This is a genomic window from Paragemmobacter kunshanensis (assembly GCF_011059185.1).
Taxonomy (GTDB): domain Bacteria; phylum Pseudomonadota; class Alphaproteobacteria; order Rhodobacterales; family Rhodobacteraceae; genus Paragemmobacter; species Paragemmobacter kunshanensis.
Map to the genome: position 1 here is coordinate 43604 of NZ_JAALFE010000013.1, position 22670 is coordinate 66273.

A 22670-nucleotide genomic window follows, 5' to 3' on the forward strand; every position below is an offset into this window, starting at 1 on the left:
ACGGATCGTCCGCGGATGAAGGCAGCGCGAACCCTCGGGGCGGCGCTTTTGGGTGTGTCGCTTGCGGCCATGGGGGCCGTCATGGCCACGGCGCAGGAGGGCAGCCCCTTCGCACCCCGCATGGTGATCAACGGCCAGACCGTGACGAATTTCGAAATGGAACAGCGCATGCTGTTCCTGCGCGCCCTGCGCGCCCCGGGCGACCCCGAGAAGGAGGCGCTCAAGGCGCTGATGCGCGACAGGCTTGGCGCGCAGGCGGCCAAGGATCTGGGCATCTCTGTCACCGCCGAACAGGTGAAGGAGGGGATGGAGGAATTCGCCGCCCGTGCGAACCTGAATGCCGAACAGTTCACCCAGGCGCTGGCCCAGGAAGGCATCGCGCCGGAAACCTTCCGCGATTTCGTCTCCAACGGGCTTTTGTGGCGCGAAGTGGTCCGGTCCAAGTTCGGCCAGCAGATCCGCATATCCGAGGCGCAGATCGACAGGGCGTTGGCCGAGAATGCCAAGACCCCGCAGGTGCAGGTGCTGCTTTCGGAACTGATCATCCCGGTTCAGGGCGATGCAGTCTCGCCGGTGCTGGATCAGGCGCGGGCGATCAAGGCCGAAACCGGCAGCGAGGCCAGCTTCGCCTCGGCCGCGCGGCAATATTCGGCGGCCCCTTCGGCCGGGCGCGGCGGGCGGCTGGACTGGATCCCGATCACCAACCTGCCCCCCGCCATCGTGCAGAAGGTGCTGACCCTGTCGCCGGGCGAGGTTTCCGATCCGATCGTGGTGCCCCAGGCCGTGGTGCTGTTCCAGTTGAACGGGATCAGCGATCTGGAAAGCACCATGCCCGCGCAAGTCGAGGTGGAATATGCCCAGTTCGCCCTGCCCCCGAACCTCGATCCCGCCACGATCCGCCAGCAGGCCGACGATTGCGGCGATCTCTACCCGCTGGCGCGGGGATTGCCGGCGGAACAGTTGCGCGTGACCAAGCAGATGATGGGCGCGGTGCCGCAGGATATCGGGCTGGAACTGGCCAAGCTCGATCCGGGCGAAAGCGTGCTGCGCAACCGGGGGGGGTATAACGAACTCCTCATGCTCTGCCTGCGCACCGGGATCCCCGAAGCCGATCCCGCCGCGGCCGAGATCCCCGTCACCACCGAAGAGTCCGAGGCAGCCGAAGACAAGCCCGCCGTCGACCGCGAGGCGTTGCGCAACCAGTTGGGCAACCAGCAGCTGACGGCGCTGGCCGAAGCCTTCATGGAAGAGTTGCGCTCGGAAGCGATCATCGAGGAACGGTGATCGCCCCCGTCCCTTCCATGACCCGGCCCACCGCCCTGACCTGTGGCGACCCCGCCGGGATCGGGGCCGAGATCGCGCTGAAGGCGCGGGCGGAACTGGGCCGCGATCTGGCGTTTTTCTGGATCGGCGATCCGTCGCATCTGCCGCCCGAGGCCCGCTTTCACCTGATCGCGCACCCGGACGAGGCGGCAGAGGTGGCGCCCGCGCTCTTGCCGGTGCTGCCCCATGCCTTTCCCCATCCCGCCCATCCCGGCCAGCCCGACCCGCGCAACGCGGCCGCGGTGATCGAGGTGATCGCGCGGGCGGTCGGCCTTGTGCAGGCCGGTCAGGCGGGGGCGCTTTGCACCCTGCCCATCAACAAGAAGGTGCTGAAGGACGGGGCGGATTTCGCCTTTCCGGGGCATACCGAATTCCTCGCGCATCTGGGCGGGGTGGAACGGGTGGTGATGATGCTGGCCTGCCCGGAATTGCGGGTGGTGCCCACGACCATTCATATCGCGCTGGCCGAAGTGCCGGGGGCGCTGACACCGGACCTGCTGGAAGCGACGATCCGCATCACCGATGCGGGATTGCGGCGGGATTGCGGGATCGCGGCCCCGCGGATCGCCGTGGCGGGGCTGAACCCGCATGCAGGGGAAGGCGGCGCGATGGGGCGGGAAGAGATGGAGTGGATCGCCCCCTTGATCGCGCGGCTGCGGGCCGAAGGATTCGATCTGCGGGGGCCGATGCCGCCCGATACGATGTTCCATCCCCGTGCGCGGGCGGGCTATGACGTGGCGGTCTGCATGTACCACGATCAGGCGCTGATCCCGATCAAGACGGTGGATTTCGACGGGGGCGTGAATGTGACGCTGGGGCTGCCCTTCATCCGCACCTCGCCCGATCATGGCACGGCCTATGACATCGCTGGACGCGGGATCGCCAATGCGGGCAGCCTTGTGGCGGCGCTCCGGATGGCGCAACAGATGGCGGCGGCGCGCGGGGTTTGACGCGCCGGACCGGGGGCCTGCCCCCCGGGGTATTTGGTCCAAGATGAAAGGGCGGGTCAGGGATGGCGACGATCGACGGGCTGCCGCCCTTGCGCGAGGTGATCCGGGCGCATGATCTGGTGGCGAAGAAGCAGTTGGGGCAGAACTTCCTGCTGGATCTGAACCTGACGGCCAAGATCGCGCGGCAGGCAGGCGACCTGTCGGCCTGCGACGTGCTGGAGGTGGGGCCCGGCCCCGGCGGGCTGACGCGGGGGCTGCTGGCGGAAGGCGCGCGGCGGGTGCTGGCGGTGGAGAAGGATGCGCGCTGCCTGCCTGCGCTGGAGGAGGTGGCCGCCGCCTATCCGGGGCGGCTGGAGGTCATCAACGGGGATGCGCTGGAGGTGGATGTGCTGTCGCATCTGACGCCGCCCGTGCGGGTGGTGGCGAACCTGCCCTATAATGTGGGGACGGAACTGCTGATCCGCTGGCTGACGCCCGAGGTCTGGCCGCCTTTCTGGGAAAGCCTGACGCTGATGTTCCAGAAGGAAGTGGCCGAACGCATCGTGGCGCGGCCCCGAACCGATCATTACGGGCGTCTGGCCCTGCTGGTGCAGTGGCGGGCCGAGGCGAAGATCGTCCTGCATCTGCCCCCCGAAGCCTTTACCCCCGCGCCCAAGGTGCATTCCTCGGTCGTGCATATCACGCGGCTGGCCGAACCGCGCTTTCCCGCCGACGGGGCGGTCCTCAGCCGGATCACCGCCATGGCCTTCAATCAGCGGCGCAAGATGCTGCGATCCTCGCTCAAGGCGCTGGCGCCGGATATCGAGGCGCGGCTTGAAGCGGCTGGAATCGCGCCCACGCAACGGGCCGAGGAGATTTCGCTGGAGAAGTTCTGCGCGCTGGCGCGCGGCTTTTCGGCATGAAAAAGGCCGGGGAATCCCCCGGCCTTTTCTGCAAATCCTGATCGCGCCGTCAGCGCATCATTCCGCCGCTTCGGCCGGATCGGACCCGGTCTTTTCCTTTTCCGCCTTGGGCTTGCGCGGTGCGCGGGCCTTTTTAGGCGGCTCGGCCGCGGTTTCGGGGGCCGGGGCTGCAGGTGCCGGGGCCGGCGCCGCAGCTGCGGGCGTTACCGCTTTTTCCGCAGGCTCGGCCACGGCGCTGGCGGGCTGGTCGCGGCGGTTGTCGCGGTCGCGATCCCGGCGGAATTCGCGGCGCTCACCCCGCTCCTGCCGTTCGCCCCGCTCCTGCCGGTCAGCACGCTCCTGGCGCTCACCGCGCTCCTGCCGGTCACCACGCTCTTGCCGGTCACCACGCTCTTGCCGGTCACCCCGGTCATCGCGGCGCTGCTGGAAGGGGCGCGCTTCGGGCGTTTCGACAAGGTTCGTCTCGCCGCCTTCGCCCATTTCGATCACCGATGCGCCGCCCGGCGTGCTGTCGCCATCACCCCGGTAATCGCGCGTCTCGCCACGATCCTGCCGGTCGCGCCACTGGTCGCGGTTGCCGCCATCGCGATCGCGGTTGCCGTTCTGGTAGCCGCCATTCTGGCCGCCGCCCTGCTGGCTTAGCTGCTGGCGCTGCCGTTCTTCCTGTTCGGCGGCCATCTCGCGCTGCGCCTCGCCCAGCATGCGGGTGTAATGTTCGGCGTGCTGAAGAAAGTTCTCGGCCGCCACGCGGTCATTCGACAGTTGCGCATCCCGGGCGAGAAGCTGGTATTTCTCGATGATCTGCTGCGGCGTGCCGCGCACCTTGCCCTCGGGGCCGGAGCTGTCGAAGACGCGGTTGATGATGTTGCCGAGGGTGCGCGGGCGGTTCGCCTTGTTGCGCGAGCGGGACTTGGAAGATCTCATCTTGTCCTTTGGTCCAGATGACCTGGCTTTCCTGCGAAGCGCCTTCGGGTCGGATGATCCCTTGCGGGACCGGAAGGCGTTCAAGCTGTCTGGCAGTTAAGGCGCAGGGGAGCCTGCGCCCGGCCCCGTCACCTGTGCCCGACTAAACATTCTTGGGCGCGCATGACAAGCTGATTCTGGTGCCCTGCGGTGGTTCGGGCGGGTTTTGCCCATGCTGGGCGCGGGAATGTGGCCGATTTCCCGCAGATCAGGCCGTGCCGCAGCCGGTATCATCCTGCGGTTTGCGGGCGGCGACCACGCGGTCGCGACCGTCAAGATCGGGCAGGATGCGGATATCGCTCAGGCCCTGCGCGGCGAAAAGCGCGGCGACCTGCGCGCCTTGGGTCGGGCCGATTTCCACCATCAGGCGCCCCCCCGGCATCAGGCGGGCCGGGGCGCCCTTGGCGATGGCGCGGTAGGCATCCAGCCCGTCGCCCCCCGGCGTCAGGGCGCGGCGGGGTTCGCGAAGGACTTCGGGCGAGAGGTCGGCCATTTCCTCTTCGGCGATGTAGGGGGGGTTGGAGAGGATCAGGTCAAAGCGGCCGGGGATGGCGGTGAACCAGTCCGACAGGACGAAGCGCGCGCGGGTGGAGAGGTTCAGGGCGCGGGCGTTCTCCTCGGCCACGGTCAGGGTGGCGGGGTGGATGTCGGTGCCTGTGCCCTGCGCCATGGGCATTCCGGCGAGGCAGGAGAGCAGGATGCAGCCCGTCCCGGTGCCGAGGTCGAGGCATTTCAGGAAAGGTTCGGAAAGCGCTGTTTCCACAAGGATTTCGGTTTCGGGGCGGGGGTCGAGCGTGTCGGGGGTGACGCGGAAGGACCGGCCCCAGAAGAGGCGGGTGCCGGTGATGTGGCTGACGGGTTCGCGGTTCATGCGGCGGGTGATGGCCTGCGCGAAGGCGGCCTCTGACTCGGGCGTGAGGAGGTCGGAAAGGTGCAGGGTCAGGCGGTCGGGCGCGATGCCTGCGGCATGGGCAAGGAGCGCGCGGGCGTCGCGGGGGGCGTCGGTTATGCCTGCGGCGGCCAGCCGGGGGATGGCGGCGCGCAGGGCCTCGTTCCCCGTGGTCATCCTTCCATCTCGGCCAGTTTTTCTGCCTGATCATGGGCCACGAGCGCATTCACCACGGTGTCGAGGTCGCCCGCCATGATCTGCGGCAGGGAATAGAGCGTCAGGTTGATGCGGTGGTCGGTCAGGCGGCCCTGGGGGAAGTTGTAGGTGCGGATGCGTTCTGACCGGTCCCCCGATCCGACCTGCGACTTGCGTTCCGCCGCGCGTTCATTGGCCTGGCGGTCGCGTTCCATCTCATAGAGCCGCGCGCGCAGGACCTGCATGGCGATGGCGCGGTTCTGGTGCTGGGATTTCTCCGACGAGGTGACGACGATCCCGGTGGGGATATGGGTGATGCGCACCGCCGAGTCGGTTGTGTTGACGTGCTGCCCCCCTGCCCCGCTGCTGCGCATCGTGTCGATGCGGATGTCGGCTGCGGGGATGTCGATATCCACCTCTTCGGCCTCGGGCAGCACGGCCACGGTGGCGGCAGAGGTGTGGATGCGGCCCCCGGCTTCGGTTTCCGGCACACGCTGGACGCGGTGGACGCCGGATTCGAATTTCAGTTTGGCGAAGACGCCTTCGCCCTGGATATGGGCGGTCAGTTCCTTGATCCCGCCAAGGTCGGAAAGCTGCTGTTCGAGGATCTCGAACCGCCAGCCCTGACGTTCGGCATAGCGTTGATACATGCGCAGCAAGTCACCCGCGAAGAGCGAGGCTTCCTCGCCCCCGGTGCCGGGGCGGATCTCGAGGATGGCGGGGCGGGCGTCGGCGGCATCCTTGGGCAAAAGCGCGATGCGCAGCGCCTGTTCATACTCGGGGATCAGGGCGCGCAGGCGGGGGAGTTCGTCTTCGGCCAGTGCCTTCATTTCCGGGTCGGACAGCATCGCTTCGGCCTCGGACAGGTCATCCAAGGCGCGGCGATAGGCGGCGATCTGGTCGGCCACAGGGCGCAGGTCGCTGTATTCGCGAGAGATTTTGGCGATTTCCGCGGGATCCGCGCCTGCGTTCAGGCGCGCTTCGAGATATTCGAAGCGTTGCGTGATCTGGGCGAGTTTGTCCAAGGGAACCATGCGGGTTCTGTGGCGCGTTCAACAGGGCCGGTCAAGGGGGGGAAGGGGTCTTGGGTATTTGGGCCAAGATGAAGCCATCAGAGCCTTGAGAGCCAGTCCTGCAACCGGGCGGCGTTCACGCCCATGTCGCTCTGGCCAAAGCGGAGGCGGGCATGGAGGGTGAGGCGCGTCCCGATGCCATCGGGGGCGGCCTCGGCGGTGGTGTAATCGGGAAAACCCCAAAGCGCCGAGCGGGTGATCCAGGTGATCCGCCCCTCTTCGGGCGATCCGGCAAGGCGGGTGGTGCGGGGGGTGGCGGTGGCGATGGCGTCGAGTTTCGCCAAAGCCTCTGCCGGCGGCAGCGCCAGGCGGCAGGCCGCGCGGGCATCGCCCTCGCCCGCCGCGACGCCGCAATCGGGCTGGTCGACGGGCGGCGGGGCGACATGCCAGCGCGCGGGATCAGAGGGCGCGAGGCGGACATAGAGGCCGAAACCGACGACCAGAAGGGCCAGAAGCCCAAGCAGCATGCCCATCCTGCGCACTCCGTCTTCTCCTGTCAGCGTTGGGTTCTGGCCCAATGGTAGAGGCAAATCAACTCATAGGCCACATGCGCCCCGGCAATCGCCGTGGCCCCGGTGGTATCATAGGGGGGCGAGACCTCGACGATGTCGCCGCCCACCATGTTGATGCCCGCCAGATCGCGCAGCATGGCCGCGGCCTGCCAGGACTGCAGCCCGCCCCAGACCGGCGTGCCGGTGCCGGGCGCAACCGAGGGATCGAGGCAGTCGATATCGAAGGTCACGTAAGTGGCTGAATCCCCGACGATATCCTTTGCCTTGGCGACAGCGGCGGCAACGCCCTTTTCATGCACTTCGCGCGCGTCGATGACATGGACGCCAAGGTAATCCTCGGTCGTGGTGCGGATGCCGATCTGGACGGATCGCTTGGGATCCACGATCCCGGTCTTCACCGCCTTGTAGAGCATGGTACCGTGGTCGATCCGGGTCAGATCGTCATCGGGCCAGAGGTCGGAATGCGCGTCGAAATGGATCACGCCGAGGGGGCCGAACTTTTCGGCATAGGCGCGCAGGATGGGGAAGGTGATGTAGTGATCGCCCCCCAGCGTGATGGTCCCCGCCCCGGCGGCGAGGATCCCCCGGATATGCGCGGTCAGCGTATCGGGGAAATCCGAGACCTTGGCATAGTCGAAGGCGACATCGCCGTAATCGACAATTGCCATGTCTTCCAAGGGGTTGGTGGGCCAGCCATAGGGCGGGTCATAGGGTTGCAGGCTGGAGGCCTCGCGGATGGCGCGGGGGCCGAAGCGGGTGCCGGTGCGATGGGTGACGGCCTGGTCAAAGGGCACGCCGGTGATCGCGAGATCGACCCCGGTCAGATCCTTGCTGTAGGTCCGTCGCAGGAAGGACGTGGCCCCCCCGAAGGCGTTTTCAAAGGAATAGCCCCGCAGGCCCTTGCGGGTGAAAGCGGTATCGACTTCGGACTTGGCGTCTTCAAGTGCCATGATGGGATTGCCCCCGGATGAAAGCGCTGCGTCGTTTGAAAGCCGAGACGCGGCGGATCGGGTGGCCTGAGGGGACCAAGGGGCGCGGGGGATGTCAAGCGGCCCCGCCCAATGGGCGGGCGCACGCAGGTTTAAACCATTGTTCCAATGGCATTTTTCGCAAACTTCCGATGCAACGCCCGGTGCAGCCCGTCGGTGCAAACGGGCGTATGCACGGCGTGCAGCGGTTTCCGCCCCGCGGGGCGGTTAACCATAGGCCGCGAATCGGCGCGGATCAGCCGATGCGATGGCCTTCGCGCACCAGTTCATCCGTGACCTGCCGGATCGCCTTTTCCAGCACCTCGGCCACGAATTCCACTTCGCCCTCGGTGATGGTCAGGGGCGGCGACATGACGTTGAGATGCGCCATGGGGCGGACGATCAGGCCCATCGCCTCGGCCGCGTTCGAGATGCGCTTGCTTTCGTTCACGCCATCGGGCAGCGGTTCCTTGGTCGTCTTGTCCATCACATTCTCGGTGCAGATCATCAGGCCCCTGCCCCGCACCTGCCCGACAAGCGGCAAATCCTCCAGCCGCTTGAGACGATCCTGGAAGACAGCCCCCACCCGGGCGGCATTGGAAAGCAGGTTCTCGCGTTCCATGATCTCGATGTTCTTCAGGCCCGCCGCGCAAGAGACGGGATGGCCCGAATAGGTGAAGCCGGCGGTGAACCAGCGGTCGGGGTCCTGCCCCATGATGTTCCACAACCTGTCGGAAAAGATCATCGCGCCCAGCGGCACATAGCCCGAGGTCAGGCCCTTGGCCGTGGTGATGATGTCAGGGATCACGCCGAATTCCGCCTCGGAGGCGAACCAGTGGCCAAGGCGGCCGAAGGCAGTGACGACCTCATCGGCGATGAAAAGGATGCCGTGGCGCTGGCAGACCTGCCACATGCGTTTAAGGTAGCCTTCGGGCGGCACGATCACCCCGCCCGAGGCCTGAATCGGTTCGGCGATGAAGCCGCCGATGCGGTCGGCCCCGACGCGGGCGATCAGGTCTTCATATTCCTGCACGAGGAGATCGCAGAACGCGGCCTCGGTCATCCCGGCGGGGCGGCGATAGGGATTGGGCGGCGTCAGGTGCCAGATGCCGTCTTCCTTGTAGCGGAATTCGGGAACGCGGTCGCCCGGCCGCTTGCCCACCGATTGCGAAAGGTAGGTGGAGCCGTGATAGCTGTGATCCCGCGCGACGATCCCGGTCTTGGTGGGGTGGCCAAGGCAGGATTGCACATAGGCCACCATGCGCACGGCGGTATCCACGGCAGTCGATCCGCCGGTGGTGAACATGACCCGGTTCAGGTCGCCCGGCGCCAGCGCGGCGATCTTTGCCGCCAGCCGGGCGGAAGGATCATTCGCCATGTCCACGAAGGTGTTGGAGAAGGCCAGCCGTTCCGCCTGATCGGCGATGGCCTGCGCCATCTCGCGCCGGCCCAGCCCGATATTGGTGCACCAGAGGCCCCCGACACTGTCGAAATAGCGCTTCCCCTCGGCATCCCAGAGCCAGCACCCCTCGCCCCTTGTGATGACCAGCGCGCCTTCGCGTTCGAAAGAGCCGAAATTCGTCCAGGGATGCAGGTGATGGCTGTGATCCATCTCCCACAGATCCTGCGGGGCGGGCGAATTGAGCGCGGCTTGCGGCGTCATGGGAACCTTCGGGGCAGTTGTTATTACACGTTAGTATAACAAATCCCGGATGGCCGCGCCAGACCCGATGGCGGCGATCCCGCGGCGCGGCGTGCCGCCGCAAGCCTTTCCTTGCGCCTGCCGCGCGTGTCGCGCCGCAGGCCGGTTTCAGGGGGCCTTCTGCCCCCTCTTGCCCCGCCTTGCGGGGCAATTCACCCCCGAGGGCATTTGCGTCAGGATGAAGGGGCGGCGTCAGGCGAGCGGTTGGGCGCGTTCGACGAGGCGGGCGAAGAAGCTTGCCCCGATGGGGGCGGCCTCGTCGTTGAAATCGAAGGCCGGGTGATGCAGTCCCGCGCCGGGACCGGTGCCGAGGAAGAGATAGGCGCCGGGCCGGGCCTCGAGCATGTAGGAGAAATCCTCGGATCCCATCTCGCGGTTGGCCTGATCGTTCACCGCCGTCTCGCCCGAAACCTCGCGCGCGACATCGGCGGCAAAGGCGGCGGCCCCCGCCTCGTTGATGGTGGCGGGATAGCCCCAGTCATATTCGATGCGCGCCGTGACGTTATAGGCCAGCGCATGGCCTTCGATGATCTCGTGGATGCGGCGCTTCAGAAGGGCGCGGACATCGGGATTGAAACAGCGGATGGTGGCGCAGAACATCGCCTCTTCGGGGATGATGTTGCTGGCAGTGCCGGTATGGATCTGGGTGACGGAGATCACCGCCTCGTCCAGGGCATAGACATTGCGGGGGATGATGGTCTGGATGGCCTGGACCATGCCCACGACCGCGACCACCGGGTCGATGCATTCATGCGGGGTGGCGCCATGGCCGCCCTTGCCGGTGATATGGACGAAGGCCGTGTCGACCGAGGCCATCAGCGCGCCGGGATTGGTGTGGAAATGGCCGAATTCCACGTTCGGCGCATTGTGGATGCCATAGACGGCGTCGATGCCGAAGCGATCCATCACGCCTTCCTTCACCATCACCTCGCCGCCGCCGCCATCCTCTTCCGCGGGCTGGAACAGAAGCGCCACGCGACCGGAGAAGCGGCGCGTCTCGGCCAGGTATTTCGCGGCACCAAGCAGCATGGTGACATGGCCGTCATGGCCGCAGGCATGCATCTTGCCCGGAATGGTAGAGGCATATTCGGCGCCGGTGATCTCGTGGATCGGAAGGGCGTCCATGTCGGCGCGCAGGCCGATGGTGGGGGCGTCGGGCGCATCGGCCCCCTGCCCCTTGATGATGGCGACGATCCCGGTCTTCGCGATGCCGGGATGGATTTCATCCACGCCGAAGTCGCGCAGGCGGTCGATGATGAAGGCCGCGGTGTCGTGGCAATCGAAGGCCAGTTCGGGATGGGCATGCAGATGGCGACGCCAGGTCTTCATTTCCTCGGCATAAGCGGCGATACGGTTGAGGACGGGCATCAGGTGTTCCTTGCAATTGGTGCCTTTGATCAAATCCGAATTCGAAGGTGCCCGCAATGCCCCAGCCCGACAGTGACGTGGCGACGAGCGACAAGTTGATCATGGAGGGCGGCGGCGAGATCGCGCGACTGCGCGAGATCATGCGGCGGCTGCGCGATCCGGTCACCGGCTGCCCCTGGGATATCGCGCAGGATTTCGCCTCCATCGCGCCCTATACGATCGAAGAGGCGCATGAGGTCGCCGATGTGATCGCGCGGCAGGCCTGGGCGGAATTGCCGGGCGAGTTGGGCGATCTGCTGCTGCAGGTGGTCTATCATGCGCAGATGGCCGAGGAGGCGGGGCTGTTCGGCCTTGACGATGTGGTGCGGGCGATTTCCAACAAGATGGTTGCGCGCCATCCGCATGTATTTGGCGAGGAAAGCCGCGACAAGACCGCCGCGCAGCAGACGGCGGACTGGGAGCGGATCAAGGCCGCCGAGCGGGGCCCGGCACGGGTGCTGGACGGGGTGGCGCTGGGGCTGCCCGCGCTGACGCGGGCGGTGAAGCTGCAGAAGCGCGCGGCGCGGGTCGGATTCGACTGGCCCTCCACCGACGAGGTGGTGGCCAAGATCGCGGAAGAGGCCGCCGAACTGGTGGAGGCCCGAGACCGCTTGACCGCGGCCGAGGTCGAAGAGGAATTCGGCGACCTGCTATTCGTGATGGCAAATCTCGCGCGACATCTGAAGGTCGATCCCGAGGCGGCCCTGCGCGCGGCCAATGCCAAGTTCACCCGCCGCTTCGGACGGATCGAGGATTGGCTGGCCGAGGCGGGCAAGGGCCCGGACGAGAGCAACCTTGCCGAAATGGATGCCCTGTGGAACCGCGCAAAGGCCGAAGAGAAGGCGGCGAAGTAGAAGAATTTTCACGAAAATTCTTCCGGGCAGGCAAAAAAAACCGAGAATTTTTTTGGGGTTTTCCAAGGAAAACCCTGTGCGGAAAATTTTCAGTGAAAATTTTCCGCCCGAGATACCTTAGTTTTTCACTCGCTTATTGACCTTAGCGAAATAGTCAGGTTTATGGCGGCATCGCATTCCCGACAAAAGGACTCAAGCAATGACGATGCGCCTTTCGCTGATGGCCCTCGCTCTGGCCTCCACCGCGGCTCCCGCTCTGGCCGATGAGATCAACGTCTATTCCCACCGCCAGCCCGAGCTGATCCAGCCGCTGGTCGATGCCTTTACCGCCGAGACCGGGATCACGGTGAATGTGGCCTTCGTGGACAAGGGCATGGCCGAGCGGCTGGTGGCCGAGGGCGACCGGTCGCCCGCCGATCTGGTGCTGACGGTGGATATCGCGCGGCTGACGCAGATCGTCGATGCCGGCGTGACGCAGGCGGTGCAATCCGACGTGCTGGAGGCCAATATCCCCGCCGCGCTGCGCGACGAGAATGACCAGTGGTTCGGGCTGACCAGCCGCGCGCGGATCGTTTATGCCAGCAAGGAGCGCGTGGCAGACGGCGAGGTGACGACCTATGAGGATCTCGCCGATCCGAAATGGAAGGGCCGCATCTGCATCCGGTCGGGCACCAATGATTACAACGTCGCGCTGGCGGCGGCGGTCATCGCCCATCATGGCGAAGAGGCCGCGAAGGCCTGGCTGGAAGGCGTGAAGGCCAATCTGGCCCGCAAGCCCGATGGCGGCGACCGCGATCAGGTGAAGGCGATTGCTGCGGGGGAATGCGATATCGCGGTAGGCAACACCTATTACATCGGCCAGATGCTGAACGACCCCGAGCAGAAGGAGGCCGCCGAAGCCGTGCGCATCGTCTTCCCGACCTTCGAGGGCGACGGCACCCATCTGAACGTCTCGGGCGTGGCCATGACCAAGGCCGCCCCGAACCGCGAGAATGCGCTGAAATTCATGGAATGGCTGTCGGGCGACGAGGCCCAGCGCATCTATGCCGAAACCAACCATGAATTCCCGGTCAAGCCGGGCGTCGCGAAATCGGAGCTGGTGGCAAGCTGGGGCGAATTCACCCCGGATTCCAAACCGCTGACCGAAGTTGCAAAGCTGCGGCCCGCCGCGCTGAAACTGATCGAGGAAGTCAATTTCGACGGTTGATCGAAAGCACAAGGCAGGACAGGCTGAGGGGGGCGCATCCAGCGCCCCCCTTTTTTATCATATGGACAAAATATGTCTTTTCCGCTTCCTTGCTGCGAGCTTGAACAACGAGATTATCCATGACCCATCCGCGCAAGATCATCATCGACACCGATCCCGGGCAGGACGATGCCGTGGCGATCCTGCTGGCACTGGCCAGCCCCGAGGATCTGGAGGTTCTGGGCCTGACGGCGGTGGCGGGCAATGTGCCCCTGCCCCTGACCCAGAAGAATGCGCGCATCATCTGCGAACTGGCCGGAAAGACCGGCATCCCCGTTCATGCCGGATGCGAGGCGCCGATGCGGCGCAGGCTGGTCACGGCGGAACATGTGCATGGCAAGACCGGGCTGGACGGGCCGCAACTGGCCGATCCGGTGATGCCGCTCCAGCCGCAGCATGCGGTGGATTTCATCATCGAGACGCTGCGGCGGGAGCCTGCGCATTCGGTGACGCTGTGCCCGCTGGGGCCGCTGACCAACATCGCCACCGCCTTTGAACGCGCGCCCGACATCGTGGAACGGGTGCAGCAGATCGTGCTGATGGGCGGGGCCTATTTCGAGGTGGGCAACATCACCCCGGCGGCCGAGTTCAACATCTATGTCGATCCCGAGGCGGCCGCGATCGTGTTCCGCTCGGGCGTGCCCATCGTCGTGATGCCGCTGGACGTGACGCACAAGGCCCTGACCAACCGCGCGCGGGTCGAGGCGTTTCGCGCGCTGGGCAACGAATCGGGGCGCATGGTGGCGGAATGGACCGATTTCTTCGAACGCTTCGACATGCAGAAATACGGCAGCGAGGGCGCGCCGCTGCATGACCCCTGCGTGATCGCCTATCTGATCCGGCCCGAGCTTTTCGCCGGACGCCATATCAATGTGGAGATCGAGACGCAGTCCGACCTGACGCTGGGCATGACGGTGGCCGATTGGTGGGGGGTGACGGATCGGCCTGCCAATGCGCTCTTCATCGGATCGGTGGATGCAGAGGGGTTCTATGCCCTTCTCACGGAACGGATCGCACGCCTGCCCTGAGGCGCCTGCCCCGCAGCACCCTACCCCAGCGCATAGCCCGATCCGCGCACAGTGCGGATCGGATCGCCGGCGCCCGCCTCGCTCAGCGCCTTGCGCAGGCGGCCGACATGGACATCGACGGTCCGCGTCTCGACATAGATGTCACGGCCCCAGACCCGGTCGAGCAGCGCTTCGCGGGTGAAGACGCGGCCGGGCCGTTCCATCAGCGTGGCCAGAAGGCGGAATTCGGTGGGGCCGAGATGCAGCTCCACCCCTGCGCGATGCACGCGGTGGGTTTCGCCGTCCAGCCGCAGGTCGCCATGTTCCAGCACCATGCCCGCGCTGGCCGGGCGCACCCGGCGCAGCTGCACCCGGACGCGGGCCATAAGTTCCACAATCGAATAGGGCTTCACCACATAGTCATCCGCCCCGGTTTCCAGGCCCCGCACGCGATCCACCTCTTCCCCCCGGGCCGAGATCATCACGACGGGGATGGCCCGCGTCTCGGGCCGCATCTTCAGGCGGCGGCAAAGCTCGATGCCGGAAAGTTCGGGCAGCATCCAATCCAGCAGGATGATGTCGGGCGGGGTTTCGGCGATGATCAGCTCTGCCTCGGCCCCGGTTTCGGCCAGAAGCAGGGCAAAGCCCTCGGCGCGCAGGTTATAGGCCAGCGCCTCGCGCTGGGCGGGTTCGTCTTCCACCAGAAGGACGGTGGGCTGCCCGGTCATGCGACCGGGCCACCGGCGGTGGTGCTGTCGACCTTGGGTCGGGCATCGCCGGGCAACTGGCCGGTCACCAGATAGATCACCTGTTCGGCCACCGCCGTGGCGTGATCGCCCACGCGTTCGATGTTCTTGGCGATGAAGTGCAGATGCATCGCCGGGGTGATGTTGCGCGGGTCTTCCATCATGTGGGTCAGCAATTCGCGAAAGAGGGCATTATACATCTGGTCGACCTCGTGATCGCGCTGGCGCACATCCTCGGCCAGGCGGGCGTCGCGGGCGATATAGGCATCCAGCGCATCCTTCAGCAGCAGCGTCACCTGTTTCGCCATGCGCCGGATGGAGCCGGTGGAGCCGGGCAGCGCCGTCATCTGCGCCAGCACCATCGACCGTTTGGCCAGGTTCTTGGCATAGTCGCCGCAGCGTTCCAGATTGGCCGCGATCTTCATGACCGTCAGCACGGTGCGCAGGTCGGATGCGGCGGGGGCGCGGATGGCGATGACGCGGGCGCATTCGGCGTTGATCTGTTCTTCCAGCGCGTCGATGGCCTTGTCGCCCGCGCGCACGCGCTGGGCGATTTCCTCGTCGCGGGTTTCCAGCGCCTCGGCCGCGTCAAGGATGGCGGCCTCGACCAGGCCGCCCATCCGCATGACCAGCGCCTGGATGGATTCCAGGTCGCGGTCGAAGGCCGACATGATATGGGATTGGGACATGACTTCCTCCGTCAGCCGATGCGGCCGGTGATATAGGCTTCGGTGCGCGGGTCGGTGGGGTTGGTGAAGATATGCCCCGTCTCGCCATATTCCACCAGATGGCCAAGGTGGAAGAAGGCCGTGCGCTGCGACACGCGGGCCGCCTGCTGCATGGAATGGGTCACGATCACCACGCTGAACTGCGCGCGCAATTCGTCGATCAACTCCTCCACCTGCGCGGTGGCGATGGGATCCAGCGCCGAACAGGGTTCGTCCATCAGCAGAACCTCGGGGCTGGTCGCCACGGCGCGGGCGATGCAAAGCCGCTGCTGCTGGCCACCCGAAAGGCCGGTGCCGGGGGCGGAAAGCCTGTCCTTCACCTCGTTCCAGAGCGCGGCCTTCTTCAGCGAGGTTTCCACGATCTGATCCAGTTCCGCCTTGCCGCGCGCCAGACCGTGGATCTTGGGGCCATAGGCCACATTGTCATAGATCGACTTGGGGAAAGGGTTGGGCTTCTGGAACACCATACCCACCTTGGCGCGCAACTGCACCGGATCGACGCGGGGATCGTAGATGTCCTGTCCGTCCATCTCGATCTTGCCCGTCACGCGGGCGCTGGCCACCGTGTCATTCATCCGGTTCAGGCAGCGCAGGAAGGTGGATTTCCCGCAGCCCGAGGGGCCGATGAAGGCGGTCACGGTCTTGTCGAGGATATCGACATCGACATCCTTCAGAGCGTGGTTCGTCCCGTAATGGACCTGCACGCCACGGGCGGTGATCTTGGCTGTCTGGGTCACGGCTCTCTCCGTCAGGCGCATGTCGTTCATGTTCGGGCTCCGGCTTGGGGCTTACCAGCGCCGCTCGAAGCGGCGGCGCAGCAGGATGGCAAGGGCATTCATCGACAGAAGGAAGACCAGCAGCACGATGATCGCGCCCGAGGCCCGTTCCGCGAAGGCGGGATCGGCGCGCTGGGTCCAGCTATAGACCTGCACCGGCAGCGCCGAGGCCGGATCGAAAAAACCGGCCGGCGGGGCGGCGGGGAAATCGCGCACGAAGGCCACCATGCCGATCAGCAGCAGCGGCGCGGATTCGCCAAGCGCGCGGGCAAGGCCAAGGATCGTGCCGGTCAGGATGCCGGGCATGGCCAGCGGCAGGACATGGTGAAAGATCGTCTGCATCCGGCTGGCCCCCACCCCCAGCGCCGCATCGCGGATCGAGGGCGGCACCGCCTTGAGGCTGGCGCGCGTGGCGATGATGATGGTGGGCAGCGTCATCAGCGTCAGCACCAGCCCGCCCACGATGGGGGCCGATTGCGGCAGGCCCGCGATGTTGATGAACAGGGCCAGCGCCAGGATGCCGAAAACGATGGAGGGCACGGCGGCCAGATTGGCGATGTTGATCTCGATCAGGTCGGTCCAGCGGTTTTTGGGGGCCAGTTCTTCCAGATAGATCGAGGCGGCCACCCCGATGGGCAGCGACAGCACCAGCACCACCAGCATCATATAGGCCGACCCCAGGATCGCCACGCCCAGCCCCGCCGCCTCGGGCCGCAGTTCCGAGGCATCGGGGCGGGTCAGGAAACCCGGGTTCAGCCGCGTCTCGATCAGCCCCGCCGCCCGCATCGCATCGGCAAGCTGCAACTGCGCGGGGCTGATATTGGCATCGCGGGCGGCGCTGTCCATGGTGACGCGCCCCTTGAAATAGCCATCCACGCGCGAGGTGGCAAAGGCCGGAAAGGCGATGCTCTGCCCGATCAGCGACGGATCGGCCAGCACCGCGTCGCGCAGATCGGCCGGGGCCTCTTTCGACAGAAGGGCCATGATCTCCTTCGGTTTCAGATCGCCCGTGTCGATGCCCCTTTCGGCCAGCGCCGCAATCAGCGCCTCTTGCATCAGCTTGCCATAGCCCAGGGTGGTGACCTTCTTCATCTCGTCCGGGTTGCGGTTGCCCGCCTTGTCCAGCACCGACGCCTCAAGCGTGACGGGCAGGATGACATAGGTCTGCCGGAAGGCCGAAACCCCGTTCCCCAGGACCGAGGCCAGCAGCACCACCAGCGCGACAAGGCCCAGCAGCACGGCGGAAAGGCCGAAGCGGCGAAAGCGCCGCTCGGCGGCGTTGCGCGCCTGCGTCCGGGCATCGGGCGCGATGAGCGAGGCCCCGCCCCTGTGATGGGGGGACGAACTGGGGGCGGCAGCGGAAAGGTCGGTCATTCGTATTGCTCCCGGTATTTCCGCACGATGCCAAGGGCCAGGATGTTCAGCCCAAGCGTAAAGACGAACAGCGTCAGCCCCAGCGCGAAGGCGACCAGCGTTTCGGGGCTGGCGAATTCGGTATCGCCGGTCAGCTGGCTTACGATCTTGACAGTGACGGTGGTCATCGCCTCGAACGGGTTCAGGTCCAGCCTTGCCGCCGCCCCTGCCCCCAGCACGACGATCATCGTCTCGCCGATGGCGCGGCTGGCGGCCATCAGGATGGCCCCCACGATCCCCGGCAGGGCCGCCGGGAATACCACCTGCCGGATGGTTTCCGATTGCGTGGCCCCCAGCCCATAGGACCCGTCGCGCAGCGATTGCGGCACGGCATTGATGATGTCATCCGACAGGGACGAGACATAGGGGATCAGCATGATCCCCATCACCACCCCCGCCGTCATCACCGATGAGGAACTGTCGCCAAGGCCCATGGGCCGGGCGAACCAGTCGCGCAGGAAGGGGCCGACCGTCATCAGCGCGAAAAGCCCGTAGACGATGGAGGGGATGCCCGCCAGCACCTCGATCGCGGGCTTGGCTACGGCACGCAGCGCGGGGGTGGCATATTCCGACAGATAGATCGCCGCCATCAGCCCCACCGGCACCGCCACCAGAAGCGCGATGAACGAGACATAGAGCGTGCCCCACAGAAGCGGCCAGATCCCCAGATCCGACCCGCCGCCGAATTTCGGCGACCAGGTCAGCGACAGGAAGAAATCCCGCGCCGGGTAAAGCTGGAAGAAATGCCAGCTTTCGAAGACGAGCGAGAAGATGATGCCGATGGTCGTCAGAATCGCGATGGAAGAGGCCGCGATCAGCATCCAGCGGATGAAGCGTTCCACCACGTTGCGCGCGCGAAAGCCCGGCGCGACGCGCCAGAGCGACCAGAGGAACCCTGTCACCGCAACCGCCAGCACCGAAAGCGCCATCAGCCCCTGCCCCAGCGCCATCTCGGCCCGCCAGGCGGTGGCGGCCTCGGCGATATGGGGCTGGATCGGCGCGGCCAGCGCCACGCCGGCGGCGGAAAGCCTGTCCTTCAGAAGATCGGGCTGCGGCACCAGCGCGGCAAGCTCGCCCTCGTTCAGCGCGCCCGTGGCCACCAGCCGTTCCATCCCTTCGGCGATGCGGCGCACATCGGCCATCACCAATTCGCGCGAGGACCCGCTGGCGATGTCGGCGGGCAGGATCATGGCGGTGATGCTGCGTTCCACCAGAACCGGCTGCAGCAGCAGCCAGCCCAGCAGCAGAAGGAAGGCCGGCACCACCGCGAAAAGCGCGACGGTCTGGCCGTAATAGCCCGGCAGCGAATGCAGGCCCCGCGCATCGCCGCGCACCAGGGACAGCGCCCGCGCCCGCCCGGCCAGAAAGCCAAGCGCGCCAAGGCCCGCCAGCAACAGAAGAAGAAGGCCCGCATTCATGGTCCGGTCCTGTGATGGGAAATGGGATGGGTCACTGGCTGAGCGGTTCCATCGGCTGTTCCGCCGCGACCATGGCCTGCGTCCTGTGCAATTCGGGATCGGGCACCAGCCCGTAATCGGCCAGCGGCCCGTCGGGGCCTGCCACCTCATCCGACAGGAAGAAGGCCAGATACTCGCGCAGGCCGGGGATCACACCCAGATGCGCGATCTTGACGTAGAAGAACAGCGGCCGCGACACCGGATAGGCCCCGCTGGCGATGGTTTCCACCGAAGGCAGGACGCCGTTCATCGGATAGACCCGCAGCCTGTCGGTGTTGGACTGGTAGAAGGACAGGCCAAAGACGCCGATCCCCACCGGATTGGCCTGCACCCGCGCCAGCGTCTCGGTGTAATCGCCGTCGATATCCACCGCCACGCCATCGCCGCGAATGTCGAGACAGGCTTCCTCGGCCCCCTTGGCGCGGGCCGCCTCATCGCCCGTCATCGCATCGGCCAGCAGATCGAAGGCCCCGCTCGCCTTGCAGCCCGCCAGCAGGACATTGTGATCGAATACCTCGCGCGTGCCGTGCTTGGTGCCGGGGATGAAGGCCAGAATCTCCTGCGGCGGGAAGGCGGGGTTCACCTCGGCCCAGTCGCGCAGATCGTTCTTCACCAGGGCCCCGTCGCGCGGGATCTGCGCGCCCAGAGCCAGATACCAATCCGCCGGGGTGAAGGCGAAATCGGGCTGGTCGCGCAGGGCGGCAAAGACGATGCCATCATAGCCAAAGCGCACCTCCATCACCCCGCTGACCCCGTTCGCGGCGCAGAGATCCAGATCCGATTGCTTGATCCGGCTGGAGGAATTGGCGATGTCGATGGTGCCTTCGCCCAGGCCCTCGCACAGTTTCTTGCGCCCCGCGCCGGAACCGCCACCCTCCACCACCGGGGTGGGATGATCGAAATTCTCGCCAAAGAGTTCGGCCACGATGGTGGCATAGGGCAGCACGGTGGAAGACCCCGCGATCTGGATATTGTCGCGCGCCATGGCCGGGGAGGCGGCCAGCGCTGCGGCAAGGATCAGGATCGGGCGGGCGGTCATGGCATCTCCTGCAGCGGATGCGGGCGGGCACGGATGGGCGCCTTTTGCGACAGCTTTGTAACAGTTGCATGACGATTGCACGTCGGCCCGCCCCCGCACGCGGCGCGAAGACTTGGGCGAAAAGATCAGGTTTCGGGGAATATCACGCTGAAAACACTGCCTTTTCCGCGCTCGCTTTCGATGCGGATGCGGCCGCGGTGGCGCTGGACGATATGTTTTACAATCGCCAGCCCCAGCCCCGTCCCCCCCTTCTCGCGCGAGCGGTGGCCATCCACGCGGTAGAATCGTTCGGTCAGGCGCGGGATATGGACGGGATCGATTCCCTCGCCCCGGTCCATGACATCCAGCCGTATGCCCGGCCCGCGCGGCAACTGCTCGCGCGCGATATGGATCCGCAGGCTGCCCCCCGCACCGCCGTATTTCACGCCATTCTCGATCAGGTTCACCAGAACCTGCATGATCTGGTCGGCATCCCCCGGCACCGGCAGGGGGCCGGTCTCTCCCGTCAGTTCCACCGCCACCCCCGCCCCTTCGGCCAGCGGCCGCAGCGTGGCCACCGCCCCCGCCACCAGCGCCTGCAGATCGACCTGCGCCGTGGGGCGGACGCGTTCCTCGGCCTCGACCCGGCTCAGCTGCAGAAGATCGCCGATCAGCCGGTTCATCCGGCCCGCCTCACGCTCCATGATGCCCAGAAACCGGTCGCGCGCGGCGGGATCGTCGCGGGCGGCACCGCGCAGGGTTTCGATGAAGCCCAGCAGCGCCGTCAGCGGCGTGCGCAATTCATGGCTGACATTGGCCACGAAATCGCGGCGCATCTGGCCCATCTGTTCGGCCTCGGTCACATCCTCGAAGGTCAGCAGCGCATGCCCCTCGCCCGCCGGGGCCACAGTGACGCGATAGCTGATGTCCTGCGACGGGCCGGGCACCACATGCCGCGCCGTGCCGGTCCGGCCCTCGGCCAGGGCCGCCGCGATGGCCGCCTGCAGCGCGGGCTGGCGCAGCGACAGCAGGTGATGCCGCCCCTCGATCCCCGCCCCGAACAGCGAAAGCGCCGCCGCATTGGCCGCCACCACCCGCTCATCCGGGCCGATCGCAATCACCGGAAGCGGCACGGCTGCCACGATTGACCGCATCAATTCCGCATACATGCCACTCTCCTGCCGTCTTCCCCCCTCATAGCACGCTGAGAAGCAGAGGCCAGCGCGCCGGGGGAACCATTCGGCCCCCCGACGCCCGATCAAGGCGGAGGACCCATGCAGACGGGTGGACAGGAACGGGGCTTGCCTCCGGCGAAGGCAGGTCAGGCCCTCGCCCCGGGCCGACGTGCCGCACGCCCCGCGCGAAAGGAGGCCGCGGCCGATGCGCCGGATGCCATCACCATCGCCCTGGGCTTCGACTCGGCCGCCCCCGATTGCGTGGCCGTCGATGCGCCCGCCCGGATCGACGCGGCCCTTCTGGCCAGCACCCGCGCGCAAAAGGTGATCTGCCCCCTCTTCGCCGAGGATTACGATGCGCTGGTCGTGGCCGGGCATCTGCGCAGCCTCGGCTTTGACGGCACGCTGGTCGTGCTGGCACCCGACCTGCCCAATCCGCGCATGGTGGAACGCGAGATCCGCAATCAGGCCGGGGGCCTGCGCGTCTCGGTGGTGGTCAAGCCTTAGGCTCGGGGTTGTCGCGCCGATAGATCCAGTCGTGATCGGGATCGTTCTGGAACCGCCAGTTCCGCAGCGGCCCGGCCATGACGTTCAGGTAATACAGGTCATAGCCATAGGGCGCGCCGCAGGGATGATGCCCCTTCGGCACCAGCGTCACGTCATGGTCCTTCACGGCCATGGTCACGTCCAGGCTGCCATCCTCGGTATAGACGCGCTGGATGCCAAAGCCCTGCGCCGGGTTCAGGCGCATGTAATAGGTCTCTTCCAGATAGGTCATGCGGGGGAAATCATCCTCGTCATGCCGATGGCTCGGATAGCTTGACCAGTTGCCTGCCGGGGTGAAGACCTCTGTCACCAGCAGGCTGTCGGCCACCTCGCGCGCCTCCATGGCGATATTGTTGATGAACCTCGTATTGGCCCCCGTCCCGCGCGGGGTCAGTTCGATCCCTTCGGGCCCAAGCCGCCGCACCGGATGGTTGCCCTTGCCCGGCGCGGTGCAGACGGCCAAGACGCAGTCAGTCGTGGCCACAGCCGCCCAATCGCTGCCATTCGGCACGTAAAGGCAATGCGGCGGTGTGCGTTCGAAGACGTTCATCCGGTCCCCCATCTCGCCGAAATCCTGCCCGCCCGCCGTGATCCGCGCCTTCCCCTCGACCAGCACGAGGATGGCTTCCCGATCCCCCGTCGCCTCGGCCGCCGACTGCCCCGCCGTCAGGCGATACAGGCCAAAGCCCACATAGCCCCAGCCCGCGCTTTCGGGGGTGATGTCGTGCACCTTGCCATTGGTCCCGGTCGGTTTGCGCAGAAGATCAGCCATGGTTTCATCTGTTCCCAAATATCCTGCGGGGGTCCGGGGGTGCAAAAC

At 66.3% G+C, this 22670-nt stretch carries 22 protein-coding genes; 7 read left to right on the plus strand and 15 right to left on the minus strand.

Annotated features, from left to right (window positions below; translation table 11 throughout):
• Positions 1-15: 15 nt before the first annotated feature.
• The 3 genes from G5V65_RS13630 to rsmA all read left to right on the plus strand — a co-directional run bounded on the left by G5V65_RS13630 (position 16) and on the right by rsmA (position 3175).
• Complete coding sequence (locus G5V65_RS13630) at positions 16-1284, plus strand: peptidylprolyl isomerase (protein ID WP_165051053.1); 1269 nt, start codon at positions 16-18, stop codon at positions 1282-1284.
• Positions 1285-1301: 17 nt separating this feature from the next.
• Complete coding sequence (gene pdxA, locus G5V65_RS13635; protein WP_165051055.1) at positions 1302-2273, plus strand: 4-hydroxythreonine-4-phosphate dehydrogenase PdxA; 972 nt, start codon at positions 1302-1304, stop codon at positions 2271-2273.
• A gap of 62 nt (positions 2274-2335) precedes the next feature.
• Positions 2336-3175: a 16S rRNA (adenine(1518)-N(6)/adenine(1519)-N(6))-dimethyltransferase RsmA gene (gene rsmA / locus G5V65_RS13640; RefSeq protein ID WP_165051057.1), complete on the plus strand. Its 840-nt coding sequence runs from the start codon at positions 2336-2338 to the stop codon at positions 3173-3175.
• Positions 3176-3232: 57 nt separating this feature from the next.
• Here rsmA and G5V65_RS13645 read toward each other — a convergent pair whose 3' ends face one another.
• From G5V65_RS13645 to G5V65_RS13675, 7 genes are all read right to left on the minus strand, one after another.
• Positions 3233-4099 carry a DUF4167 domain-containing protein gene (locus G5V65_RS13645; protein WP_165051059.1) on the minus strand — a complete coding sequence of 289 codons (867 nt, stop codon included), beginning with the start codon at positions 4097-4099 and terminating at the stop codon, positions 3233-3235.
• Positions 4100-4346: 247 nt separating this feature from the next.
• Complete coding sequence (prmC, locus tag G5V65_RS13650) at positions 4347-5204, minus strand: peptide chain release factor N(5)-glutamine methyltransferase (protein WP_165051062.1); 858 nt, start codon at positions 5202-5204, stop codon at positions 4347-4349.
• The gene (gene prfA, locus G5V65_RS13655; protein ID WP_165051064.1) at positions 5201-6256 is read right to left on the minus strand and encodes a peptide chain release factor 1; all 1056 of its coding nucleotides are present in this window, start codon (positions 6254-6256) and stop codon (positions 5201-5203) included. Before prfA ends, prmC begins: the two co-directional genes overlap by 4 nt.
• Positions 6257-6333: 77 nt before the next feature.
• Positions 6334-6768, minus strand: coding sequence for a DUF1499 domain-containing protein (locus G5V65_RS13660; RefSeq protein WP_165051066.1), 435 nt, complete (start codon positions 6766-6768; stop codon positions 6334-6336).
• Between the two features lie 23 nt (positions 6769-6791).
• The gene (gene speB / locus G5V65_RS13665; RefSeq protein ID WP_165051068.1) at positions 6792-7757 is read right to left on the minus strand and encodes an agmatinase; all 966 of its coding nucleotides are present in this window, start codon (positions 7755-7757) and stop codon (positions 6792-6794) included.
• A 274-nt stretch (positions 7758-8031) separates the two neighbouring features.
• Positions 8032-9438, minus strand: coding sequence for an aminotransferase (locus G5V65_RS13670; RefSeq protein WP_165051071.1), 1407 nt, complete (start codon positions 9436-9438; stop codon positions 8032-8034).
• A gap of 231 nt (positions 9439-9669) precedes the next feature.
• Complete coding sequence (locus G5V65_RS13675) at positions 9670-10845, minus strand: M20 aminoacylase family protein (RefSeq protein WP_165051073.1); 1176 nt, start codon at positions 10843-10845, stop codon at positions 9670-9672.
• A gap of 101 nt (positions 10846-10946) precedes the next feature.
• On the opposite strand from G5V65_RS13675, the gene mazG reads away from it, so the two are divergent.
• From mazG to G5V65_RS13690, 3 genes are all read left to right on the plus strand, one after another.
• On the plus strand, positions 10947-11738 hold the full coding sequence (gene mazG, locus G5V65_RS13680) for a nucleoside triphosphate pyrophosphohydrolase (protein WP_165051235.1): 792 nt from the start codon (positions 10947-10949) through the stop codon (positions 11736-11738).
• A gap of 205 nt (positions 11739-11943) precedes the next feature.
• Positions 11944-12945, plus strand: a complete 1002-nt coding sequence (locus G5V65_RS13685; RefSeq protein ID WP_165051237.1) for a Fe(3+) ABC transporter substrate-binding protein — start codon at positions 11944-11946, stop codon at positions 12943-12945.
• Between the two features lie 119 nt (positions 12946-13064).
• Positions 13065-14012, plus strand: coding sequence for a nucleoside hydrolase (locus tag G5V65_RS13690; protein ID WP_165051075.1), 948 nt, complete (start codon positions 13065-13067; stop codon positions 14010-14012).
• Between the two features lie 20 nt (positions 14013-14032).
• On the opposite strand, the gene phoB is transcribed toward G5V65_RS13690, so the two are convergent.
• The 7 genes from phoB to G5V65_RS13725 all read right to left on the minus strand — a co-directional run bounded on the left by phoB (position 14033) and on the right by G5V65_RS13725 (position 21298).
• Positions 14033-14719 carry a phosphate regulon transcriptional regulator PhoB gene (phoB, locus tag G5V65_RS13695; RefSeq protein ID WP_165051077.1) on the minus strand — a complete coding sequence of 229 codons (687 nt, stop codon included), beginning with the start codon at positions 14717-14719 and terminating at the stop codon, positions 14033-14035.
• Positions 14716-15426: a phosphate signaling complex protein PhoU gene (gene phoU / locus G5V65_RS13700; protein WP_165051079.1), complete on the minus strand. Its 711-nt coding sequence runs from the start codon at positions 15424-15426 to the stop codon at positions 14716-14718. Before phoU ends, phoB begins: the two co-directional genes overlap by 4 nt.
• 11 nt (positions 15427-15437) lie before the next feature.
• Positions 15438-16232, minus strand: a complete 795-nt coding sequence (gene pstB, locus G5V65_RS13705; RefSeq protein WP_165051081.1) for a phosphate ABC transporter ATP-binding protein PstB — start codon at positions 16230-16232, stop codon at positions 15438-15440.
• A gap of 21 nt (positions 16233-16253) precedes the next feature.
• The gene (pstA, locus tag G5V65_RS13710; protein ID WP_165051084.1) at positions 16254-17615 is read right to left on the minus strand and encodes a phosphate ABC transporter permease PstA; all 1362 of its coding nucleotides are present in this window, start codon (positions 17613-17615) and stop codon (positions 16254-16256) included.
• Positions 17612-19072, minus strand: coding sequence for a phosphate ABC transporter permease subunit PstC (gene pstC, locus G5V65_RS13715; RefSeq protein ID WP_165051086.1), 1461 nt, complete (start codon positions 19070-19072; stop codon positions 17612-17614). The genes pstA and pstC overlap by 4 nt, the downstream gene beginning before the upstream one ends.
• 31 nt (positions 19073-19103) lie before the next feature.
• Entirely contained in the window at positions 19104-20150 is a 1047-nt protein-coding gene (locus G5V65_RS13720) for a PstS family phosphate ABC transporter substrate-binding protein (RefSeq protein ID WP_165051088.1), read from the minus strand.
• A gap of 125 nt (positions 20151-20275) precedes the next feature.
• Positions 20276-21298 (minus strand): ATP-binding protein, encoded by a 1023-nt coding sequence (locus G5V65_RS13725; protein ID WP_165051090.1) that lies wholly within the window; start codon positions 21296-21298, stop codon positions 20276-20278.
• A gap of 105 nt (positions 21299-21403) precedes the next feature.
• Between G5V65_RS13725 and G5V65_RS13730 the strand changes: the two genes are divergently transcribed.
• Positions 21404-21811 carry a hypothetical protein gene (locus tag G5V65_RS13730; RefSeq protein ID WP_165051093.1) on the plus strand — a complete coding sequence of 136 codons (408 nt, stop codon included), beginning with the start codon at positions 21404-21406 and terminating at the stop codon, positions 21809-21811.
• Here G5V65_RS13730 and iolB read toward each other — a convergent pair.
• Positions 21801-22622, minus strand: coding sequence for a 5-deoxy-glucuronate isomerase (iolB, locus tag G5V65_RS13735; protein WP_165051095.1), 822 nt, complete (start codon positions 22620-22622; stop codon positions 21801-21803). The two genes, G5V65_RS13730 and iolB, sit on opposite strands and share 11 nt — an antisense overlap.
• Between the last annotated feature and the right edge of the window lie 48 nt (positions 22623-22670).

Bases quoted from the DNA above. Each gene is read 5' to 3' on its own strand.
- G5V65_RS13630 (WP_165051053.1), top strand. From the start codon at position 16: ATGAAGGCAGCGCGAACCCTCGGGGCGGCGCTTTTGGGTGTGTCGCTT.
- pdxA (WP_165051055.1), top strand. From the start codon at position 1,302: ATGACCCGGCCCACCGCCCTGACCTGTGGCGACCCCGCCGGGATCGGG.
- rsmA (WP_165051057.1), top strand. From the start codon at position 2,336: ATGGCGACGATCGACGGGCTGCCGCCCTTGCGCGAGGTGATCCGGGCG.
- G5V65_RS13645 (WP_165051059.1), bottom strand. From the start codon at position 4,099: ATGAGATCTTCCAAGTCCCGCTCGCGCAACAAGGCGAACCGCCCGCGC.
- prmC (WP_165051062.1), bottom strand. From the start codon at position 5,204: ATGACCACGGGGAACGAGGCCCTGCGCGCCGCCATCCCCCGGCTGGCC.
- prfA (WP_165051064.1), bottom strand. From the start codon at position 6,256: ATGGTTCCCTTGGACAAACTCGCCCAGATCACGCAACGCTTCGAATAT.
- G5V65_RS13660 (WP_165051066.1), bottom strand. From the start codon at position 6,768: ATGGGCATGCTGCTTGGGCTTCTGGCCCTTCTGGTCGTCGGTTTCGGC.
- speB (WP_165051068.1), bottom strand. From the start codon at position 7,757: ATGGCACTTGAAGACGCCAAGTCCGAAGTCGATACCGCTTTCACCCGC.
- G5V65_RS13670 (WP_165051071.1), bottom strand. From the start codon at position 9,438: ATGACGCCGCAAGCCGCGCTCAATTCGCCCGCCCCGCAGGATCTGTGG.
- G5V65_RS13675 (WP_165051073.1), bottom strand. From the start codon at position 10,845: ATGCCCGTCCTCAACCGTATCGCCGCTTATGCCGAGGAAATGAAGACC.
- mazG (WP_165051235.1), top strand. From the start codon at position 10,947: ATGGAGGGCGGCGGCGAGATCGCGCGACTGCGCGAGATCATGCGGCGG.
- G5V65_RS13685 (WP_165051237.1), top strand. From the start codon at position 11,944: ATGCGCCTTTCGCTGATGGCCCTCGCTCTGGCCTCCACCGCGGCTCCC.
- G5V65_RS13690 (WP_165051075.1), top strand. From the start codon at position 13,065: ATGACCCATCCGCGCAAGATCATCATCGACACCGATCCCGGGCAGGAC.
- phoB (WP_165051077.1), bottom strand. From the start codon at position 14,719: ATGACCGGGCAGCCCACCGTCCTTCTGGTGGAAGACGAACCCGCCCAG.
- phoU (WP_165051079.1), bottom strand. From the start codon at position 15,426: ATGTCCCAATCCCATATCATGTCGGCCTTCGACCGCGACCTGGAATCC.
- pstB (WP_165051081.1), bottom strand. From the start codon at position 16,232: ATGAACGACATGCGCCTGACGGAGAGAGCCGTGACCCAGACAGCCAAG.
- pstA (WP_165051084.1), bottom strand. From the start codon at position 17,615: ATGACCGACCTTTCCGCTGCCGCCCCCAGTTCGTCCCCCCATCACAGG.
- pstC (WP_165051086.1), bottom strand. From the start codon at position 19,072: ATGAATGCGGGCCTTCTTCTTCTGTTGCTGGCGGGCCTTGGCGCGCTT.
- G5V65_RS13720 (WP_165051088.1), bottom strand. From the start codon at position 20,150: ATGACCGCCCGCCCGATCCTGATCCTTGCCGCAGCGCTGGCCGCCTCC.
- G5V65_RS13725 (WP_165051090.1), bottom strand. From the start codon at position 21,298: ATGTATGCGGAATTGATGCGGTCAATCGTGGCAGCCGTGCCGCTTCCG.
- G5V65_RS13730 (WP_165051093.1), top strand. From the start codon at position 21,404: ATGCAGACGGGTGGACAGGAACGGGGCTTGCCTCCGGCGAAGGCAGGT.
- iolB (WP_165051095.1), bottom strand. From the start codon at position 22,622: ATGGCTGATCTTCTGCGCAAACCGACCGGGACCAATGGCAAGGTGCAC.